Origin of the sequence: Mesorhizobium sp. M7A.F.Ca.CA.004.04.2.1 (assembly GCF_004022825.1) — a bacterium.
GTDB lineage: Bacteria > Pseudomonadota > Alphaproteobacteria > Rhizobiales > Rhizobiaceae > Mesorhizobium.
Genome location: NZ_RZPH01000354.1, coordinates 1 through 5403 on the forward strand (window position 1 = coordinate 1; position 5403 = coordinate 5403).

Annotated in this window: 5 protein-coding genes, 1 tRNA gene and 1 pseudogene; 4 read left to right on the plus strand and 3 right to left on the minus strand. The window is 57.4% G+C overall.

Annotated elements, in window-relative coordinates:
* Nucleotides 1–283: 283 nt before the first annotated feature.
* Both EN893_RS16970 and EN893_RS16975 read right to left on the minus strand, forming a co-directional pair.
* Nucleotides 284–505, minus strand: a complete 222-nt coding sequence (locus EN893_RS16970) for a hypothetical protein (RefSeq protein ID WP_127268087.1) — start codon at nt 503–505, stop codon at nt 284–286.
* Between the two features lie 224 nt (nt 506–729).
* On the minus strand, nt 730–897 hold the full coding sequence (locus EN893_RS16975) for a hypothetical protein (protein ID WP_127268088.1): 168 nt from the start codon (nt 895–897) through the stop codon (nt 730–732).
* A gap of 156 nt (nt 898–1053) precedes the next feature.
* On the opposite strand from EN893_RS16975, the gene EN893_RS16980 reads away from it, so the two are divergent.
* The 4 genes from EN893_RS16980 to EN893_RS16995 all read left to right on the plus strand — a co-directional run bounded on the left by EN893_RS16980 (nt 1054) and on the right by EN893_RS16995 (nt 4810).
* A tRNA-Thr gene (locus EN893_RS16980) sits at nt 1054–1129 on the plus strand.
* A gap of 99 nt (nt 1130–1228) precedes the next feature.
* Nucleotides 1229–2662 carry a tyrosine-type recombinase/integrase gene (locus EN893_RS16985; RefSeq protein ID WP_164749065.1) on the plus strand — a complete coding sequence of 478 codons (1434 nt, stop codon included), beginning with the start codon at nt 1229–1231 and terminating at the stop codon, nt 2660–2662.
* A gap of 125 nt (nt 2663–2787) precedes the next feature.
* Nucleotides 2788–4089, plus strand: a complete 1302-nt coding sequence (locus EN893_RS16990) for a hypothetical protein (protein WP_127268090.1) — start codon at nt 2788–2790, stop codon at nt 4087–4089.
* Nucleotides 4090–4099: 10 nt separating this feature from the next.
* Nucleotides 4100–4810, plus strand: coding sequence for an SOS response-associated peptidase (locus tag EN893_RS16995; RefSeq protein ID WP_127268091.1), 711 nt, complete (start codon nt 4100–4102; stop codon nt 4808–4810).
* A gap of 141 nt (nt 4811–4951) precedes the next feature.
* Here the strand turns inward: EN893_RS16995 and EN893_RS17000 are convergent.
* Nucleotides 4952–5403, minus strand: a pseudogene (locus EN893_RS17000) (ABC transporter ATP-binding protein); the annotation flags it as partial.

A 5403-nucleotide genomic window follows, 5' to 3' on the forward strand; every position in this document is an offset into this window, starting at 1 on the left:
TTGCTGGACGAGCGTTAACGGCAAAAGCTTGGCGCCTTTCCTCTACCCCGTCGATCGGGGGAGAGGTGGCTCGGCGAAGCCGAGACGGAGTGGGGGTCGACCTGCGCCGCATAAGACAATGCATGCTCCAAGCTGCCATGCACCCTATCGCCAAAGACCAGTTGTTTGGAAATGTGTGCATGCCGTAGCTTGCGGGGGAGATCGCTAGCTTGCCCGCCTACATCGCAACGCCGAACGCAAAAAGGGCGGCCGAAGCCGCCCTTTTGGGAATTGGGTCCCTCCATCAAAGGAAAATGATCACCCTGCCGTGCCTGTGGTGATGGTTGTTGTGGTGGTTATAGTGCTTCCACCAGAACTTCTTGAAGTGCTTCTTGTGATGTTTGTGGTTGTGGTTGTGATGATGGCCGTGCATGCCGTGGGCTGACGACGTGCCGACAGTGCCGGCGAGCGCGCCGGTGGCGACGAAGATGGCGACGAGGCCTGAGGTAAGAGTGCGCTTGAACATGATGATCTCCTGGATCTTTTGATCGAGGCGACCCATTCGCCTCTAACCATCAGTCGGCGCGGCGCGGCAAAAGGTTCGATAGGTCGAAGAGATTTTTTGTGGGGCCTTTGGCCCGAGCGAATAGTGAATAGCGAATAGCGAGTAGGAAAAGGCAGGAACGCCACTTACCAATCGCTACGTTGCCGTTCCCTATTCGCTATTCGCTACTCACTATTCGCTCTCTCTCACCCCATCCCCGTGACATGGCGCAGCCAGAACGCCAGCGCGATGAAGCCGATGATGGTGGTGACGCCGGTCCAGTCGACATTGGCCTTCTTCACATCGCTGATGATTTTCACCAGCAGCATCCAGGCCACGAAGATGATCGGGAGAATGATGACTAATCTGATCATGCCACACCCCTGCTCGAAGCGATTGCACCCTTCCCTAGATGTAGGAAGCAATCCGGCGGTTTTCAGGATGCCCTCGTCGACGGGCCATGTGGCATGCCGGGGAAAAACGGAGTTTTGTCTTTACTGGCGCAACAAATATGCTAACCGGAGCGCCGTGCCCTTGTAGCTCAGCTGGTAGAGCAGCGGTTTTGTAAACCGAAGGTCGGCGGTTCGATTCCGTCCGGGGGCACCAGTTTCCACCCGACAATCCCCAGAAATCAAGGAACTCAAGGGTTTCAACGTCCCCCGAGGTACACCAAAAGGTACACCGAGGGGTACACCGAGGATGAAAATGGCACTGGAACATGTCCAGCCGCGCGGCAATAGGAAGGTCTATCGAAGGAAGGTGCCCAAGGCACTTCAAGGCATTCTGGGCAAGACAGAGATGGTGCTTCGCCTCGGCAAAACCGACGCCGAGGTGCGCAAGCAGTATGACGCCACCCACGCCGAGGCGGAGCAAATCTTCGCCAAAGCATGGGACGAGTTGCACGGAGTGAAGGCGCCCAAAGCGAAGCTCACAGCGCGCGAACTGTTCGACCAAGCAACCAAGCGACTTCGGGACCTCGGCTTCAACCCGTATCGCGCTGGCAGCGGCGATCCTGATGATCCTGAGGAACGATCGGAATGGATTGCTCGCGATGTCGTCGCTGAGCAGATCGCTAAAGGCTATCCGAGGGACGAAGAGACCGACCACCCCGTTGGCGTCTCTGACGAGGACCGGGCACTGCTGACGCTACTGACCTCCTCAAATAAGCCGGTCGGTCCCTCGCCCACCCTAGAGGACGCCAAGCGGGTCTATCTGAACGACCGTTTCACTAAGACCAATCCTTCCGAGAAATCGAAGAAGCGGGACCAGCAACAAGCCGACCGTGTGGTCGGGCACGTGAAGTCGGCTCTCGGCTTTGACCCGGTGCTGGCGGACATGAAGCGTGCCGACGCCAGAACCGTCGCCAACGCCATGTTGAAGGAAATCCCGACTGCTGCGACTGTGGACCGATACCTCAATGTCGTGCGCGCAATCGTTGCCCATGGCATTCGCGAGTTCGACCTAACCGGCACAAAGAACCAATTTGAAAAGCTTGATGTTGCCGACAGCAGTAGGGAGCCGGACAAGCGAAAGAGGCTTCCCTTCACCCCGGAGCAATTGGCCGCGACGCGGGAGCGGGTGCTTGACCGCGCCGCCAGCGATCTCCAACAAATTTGGAGGCTCCTAGAGGGCACCGGCTGCCGTCTATCCGAGATTACCGGGCTTCGGGTCAGCGACGTTATGCTGGAGGCCAAATATCCACACATTGACGTCGAGTGGCACGACGAGCGCCGCGTCAAAACCGAAGTGTCTCGTCGGAAGGTCCCGCTCATTGGCGACGCCCTTCAGGCAGCACATGAAGCCGTCGAGGCGGCAGGCGAAAGCAAGATGCTGTTTGCCCGTTACGGTCATGAAGGCGGTGGCGACAAAGCCTCGGCCGCGCTTGGTAAGCACGTTAGAGCCGCAGTGACCGACAAGAAGGTAACCACCCACTCATTGCGGCACCGAATGGAGGACTTGCTGGTGATCGCTTGGGTCCCCGAGAAGCTCAAGCGCTCGATCATGGGCCACTCAGGGGGTGGTGCGGGAGACAACTACGGCGGCGAAGAAGCGCGGCTGAAGGTGGCGACTGAGGCAATGCTGAAAGCACTTGGAGAAGAACACATCGAGAGGCCTTCCGAACTGTCTGAAATGACGTAGAACTGCCGAGCAAATGACATGAAGGAGGTTTCTTGACCCCAGCATCCGCTCCAGTGCCTATACGGACGCTAGATCGCTGGCGGCATCTGCTCAAACCGCTTCCAATCACAATCGACTGTCCGACGATGAAGATGATCGGCGGTGACTTTGAACCTCCGGTCTTTGCCGGCTCAGGTCGCATTGTAATTAAGAGCTTCACCGAAATTGAGTATCGGATGTATGCCACACCATCAGACAGTGCGGATGCGTTCAAGCGGCTCGCTAAGCAGCAGAAAGATCCCTACGATACCTCCAACACCTTTCGCCTCTTTGCCACGGACATACAGGGAACTGAGTGGGCAGCAGGCTGGACAAATCCGCAGCTAGGAGAGACGAAGACGGGCATTTGGGAGTTGTGGGGCGAGTTGGACTCGCTTCTCACTAGCGCGTCCGGGCGATGGGTTTCCCAACTATCGAGCGTGGAGTTGGTCTTTCAGCCTGAGGTGCGGGTGCCTGTAGAGAAGGCGATGGTTACGGTCACCACGCTTGATGACGTCGAGGTCGAATATAGTCGCCGGCTCGCCAAGCAAACAGTACAGGTTCTCGGTTCCGAAATTGAGTTCTTCCGTACGAAGGACGGAAGCGCTCTCTGGGTTACGGCTACGTCGTCCAAGGCGCTGCCGCACCCATGTACCGAGAATTGGCTGAGCGAGCCGTTGCGAATCTTGCTGGGTCAGTTAATTTTTCCTCGCCTCGTGGCGCGGAACTTTGGAGATGGCAGAGCACAGGTCTGGCTGCGACCGTCTCCAAGGCGTTTTATAGACTCGGGCATTGCCTCATTGGTGGATGGAAATCCCTTCGAATCAAAGCCGGACTTCTGGACCCTCTACGGGAAATTGCTCGAACATGTTGCGAATACGCGTGACGAAGGGGGGCATCTAAATTCCGAGCCGCATCTGATCACACGCCTTTACGAAGAGATCATACAAGCGACACAAGGATCGCGCTGGGTGCTTTGCCTTACTTTGGCGAGCGTCGCAGAGGGTCTTGCAAAGCTGTTGATGGGGCCAACTCCACTGAAGGCCGACTTCGTCGAGAAGGACTTGAGCGCGCTTCGGGATCACACTCAGACCTGGGACGGCGACGCGAGGCTGAAGAGGCGCATTCTTGACGAATTAACTAGAGCTGAAACAAAGACCGTGTCCAGTTTCCTAGGGGACCTTCGGCAGGGGGGCGCCGTCACAGCCGCGAATGTCAGCGCTTGGAGGAAGCTGCGAAATTCCGTGATGCATGGCAACTTGGTCTCGCCATATTCGACGAGAGAAGAAGATCAGCGCATCCTAGATTTGGCTGATCTCGTCCACCGATTGACGCGAGTAATTGTCGGCATCGACGCTAGGCAGCAACCGATCCTTGGCTCTGGATTAGTCAGCGAAGGCCACGCCTAAGGAACCAGCCATGTGCAACCTCTACAACCTCACCACGTCGCAAGAGGCCATCCGCCAATGGACCGGCACCTTGCGGGACATCTTGGGCAACCTTGAGCCGTCAATTGACATCTACCCCAACCGGCCCCCCGGTCCTGTAGTTCGCAATGCGTCGGACGGGCAACGCGAGCTTGCCAATCTGCTGTGGGGGATGCCGACGCCCGTAGAACATGTGAAAGGCAACGCCGATTACGGCACTACCAACGTGCGCAAGACCCACCTTGCCTACTGGCGGCAATACCTCGGCGTAGAGCATCGCTGTGTGGTTCCAGTGACGAGCTTTGCCGAGCCGAGCCCAGAGAAGAATGACAAGGACCCCCAGACTGGCGTTCAGCGGAACTATTGGATTGCCTTGAATGAAGACCGCCCGCTGTTCTTCTTTGCAGGGGTTTGGACGCATTGGCATGGGGTGCGCAAGGTGAAGGACGGTCCCGGCGACCATGAGGTCTATGGGTTCCTCACAACCGAGCCTAACGCCCTCATCAAGCCGATCCATGCGAAGGCCATGCCGGTGATCCTGACGACGAAAGAGGAAACCGAGACGTGGCTACGAGCCCCATGGTCGGAAGCAAGGGGCTTGCAACGCACCGCGCCTGACGATGCCCTTGTGATCGTCGACAAACCGGCCACGCAGATCAAGTTTCCGCTGGGCAAGAAAGATGGCCGACTGCCGTTGCTGTGAAGCTACCGAAGGGGACGACTTCGGCAACGGACATTTGTTTACCAAAGGCTAACGGACAGGCTGGACTACGAACTCCGGCATCAATCGCGGCACCAAATGCATGCAGTGTCCAATGCAGGCGCTAAAGCGTATGTCGAGGTCCTATCGCGGTTGAATTGTGGGAAGAACCCGGCGAAGGGCTTGCGTAAGTCCGGGAACCAAATTGTTGCGCAAGACGCGAGTTATCCACATTTCGAACTCGCTCATTGTCGTGTTCTTGAGATGTCTGGCCACGAGAGCCATCAGTCCCTTGTTGTCGTAGTGCTTGGCCAATTCGGCCATGTCCTGGTTTGCCACAGCGGCATCGATACGGGCCGTCGCTTCGGCTCCAATTGCGGCAATGTCCAGTGCTGCCGTCTTTGTGGCAAATTCGGCTGCGATTTCTGCAACCGTAGTTGCGCCGCTGAGATCAATCATCTTCAGGGTGCGGTCAATTCGTCGCCGGCAGTATCGCGCGATAGTGCCCGCAGCCGATGCTGGAGTGACGTCAGCGAAGACGGCTTGTCTCAGCGCGTCGAGCCGACTATCGAGATCTCCCCCGTTATAGCCCTCAT

Coding starts and splice junctions, on each gene's coding strand:
- EN893_RS16970 (WP_127268087.1), bottom strand. CDS start 505: ATGTTCAAGCGCACTCTTACCTCAGGCCTCGTCGCCATCTTCGTCGCC.
- EN893_RS16990 (WP_127268090.1), top strand. CDS start 2,788: ATGAAGATGATCGGCGGTGACTTTGAACCTCCGGTCTTTGCCGGCTCA.
- EN893_RS16975 (WP_127268088.1), bottom strand. CDS start 897: ATGATCAGATTAGTCATCATTCTCCCGATCATCTTCGTGGCCTGGATG.
- EN893_RS16995 (WP_127268091.1), top strand. CDS start 4,100: ATGTGCAACCTCTACAACCTCACCACGTCGCAAGAGGCCATCCGCCAA.
- EN893_RS16985 (WP_164749065.1), top strand. CDS start 1,229: ATGGCACTGGAACATGTCCAGCCGCGCGGCAATAGGAAGGTCTATCGA.